The organism is Clostridium coskatii (genome assembly GCF_001675205.1).
Taxonomy (GTDB): Bacteria; Bacillota; Clostridia; order Clostridiales; family Clostridiaceae; genus Clostridium_B; species Clostridium_B ljungdahlii.
Genome location: NZ_LROR01000096.1, coordinates 1 through 1,768 on the forward strand (window position 1 = coordinate 1; position 1,768 = coordinate 1,768).

At 33.3% G+C, this 1,768-nt stretch carries 1 pseudogene; it reads right to left on the reverse strand.

Annotation, left to right across the window (positions count from 1 at the left end):
• Nucleotides 1-281 precede the first annotated feature (281 nt).
• Nucleotides 282-1,626, reverse strand: a pseudogene (locus tag CLCOS_RS20115) (transposase).
• Nucleotides 1,627-1,768: the final 142 nt, after the last annotated feature.

Sequence of the window (1,768 nt, forward strand, 5' to 3'; positions counted from 1 at the left end):
TAGGTAATTGCGAAACTCACTGATAAAAATGAATAAAAGATGTTTAGAAGTTGCAAAAGCATTGTTAGAAGTTTAAAGACAAATTTTTATGATTTGAAATAACCATATTGATAAAAAAAGGCGCACGAAATAGAGCAAAGCCGGGTTCCTATTTTTTAGAAATAAAATTTATGCAATTAATGGTTTTAGGCTTCGTATATATTCATTTTTATGTATTTTATTTGCTACAATGACTGTTATTAGCTCAGTTATACCGGCTAGAAGTAAGTCAGCATGAAGCGTTAGTTCATTTTGTGTCTTACGATCCGCAACGCAATAACTGTCTTTGAAATGGTTGATGTTTTTCTCGACAGCAGTCCTGATTTTATAAGTGTTTTCCCATTGGAGAGTTCCACGAGTAGTTCCAGGATATGCACGAAGATTCTTTTCAGGATAAATGTAAAACATTCTGCCGCAGGAAGATTTTGTACATGGATTTTCACATAGAGTTACACGTTTGCTCTTTTTAGTTTTTTTATTGTATACCCATTTCATTTTGGGACATACGAATTTCATTGATGGAATTCCTGAACGTAAGTGTGTTTTACTACCTTCTCGTTTCATTGGAAGCGAATGGTCATGGGGACAGCATGGAATACCATCTTCATTTAAAGGACAATCGGATTCTTTTGATGCAAGCTTAGTTTTTAATGGAATGAATGCTTTTTCAAATTTTAAATCATGCAAAAGGTATCGATAAATCAGAATGCTATCAAAAGCAGCATCACCTAAAAAGAATTTTGGATTTATCAAAGGATGTTTTGCAAAGAAATCCATAAGAACAGGTATAAGAGCTTTAGAATCAGCAAGAGATTTATCTTCATCCGGTGAATCAGATTTTTTCTCAATAACAATATCAGGATGTGCTTTTAGAAAATCCTGATTGTAAAATGAAATATCTCTTACAATACCAAGTCCGTTGGTTACAATGCCAAATTTAAAGGCATAGCAAAAATGACCGTTAATGTACATTTGTTGAATGGCCGGATTAGCTGAAGCGTGTGGAGGCATAGAACCATAGGCAGCTTTATAAGGATCATAAGAATCATCTAAAGCATGTACTTTCTTAAAAGTCTTAAGCTGTTTTATGATGCGGTTAGTATACTTAGGGTTGTTTTCAGTAACAAAAGCTTCAATACCGGAAGTATCAAAAATAGTCATAGAAGCAAGTTTGGGGTCAATTTGCTGGCATATTGGTTCAGTAATATCAACGAGATTATGAAACATCAATTGTAAGTCCAGAATAAAATCCTGTTTAAAACGAGTGAATTTAGAAGCATCGGGGACTTTAAGGAAACCGCAGAAATCCCTTAACTCTTGAGAATATTTAAGAAAAATAATCAAAAGGGAATCTGTAGGAATAGAAAAAATGCGCTGCAAAATCAAAGCATGGAGCATGGCGTAAAGACTATATTTACGGGGTCTTCCAGTAGAAGCATAAAAATGATTTATGAAGGAAGCAGGGATTAAATCATCAAGATTAATAGTATTTTCAAGTAAAGAAAGAAACTGAGGCTTGTTATTTTCAAATTTTTCTTTGCAATCAGAAAAAATATCTGCCAAAGAAAGCTGTTTATATGGTATCATAAATATATAACTCCTTTCTGAGGTATATGGTGATTTTGTTTCTTTACAATTCAATTTTACCATAAATCAGTGAGGAGTTATTTTATTTTACGACAAAAAATATCCCGCATTTATGCGGGTTACAGCGTTTCGCAAACGCCTA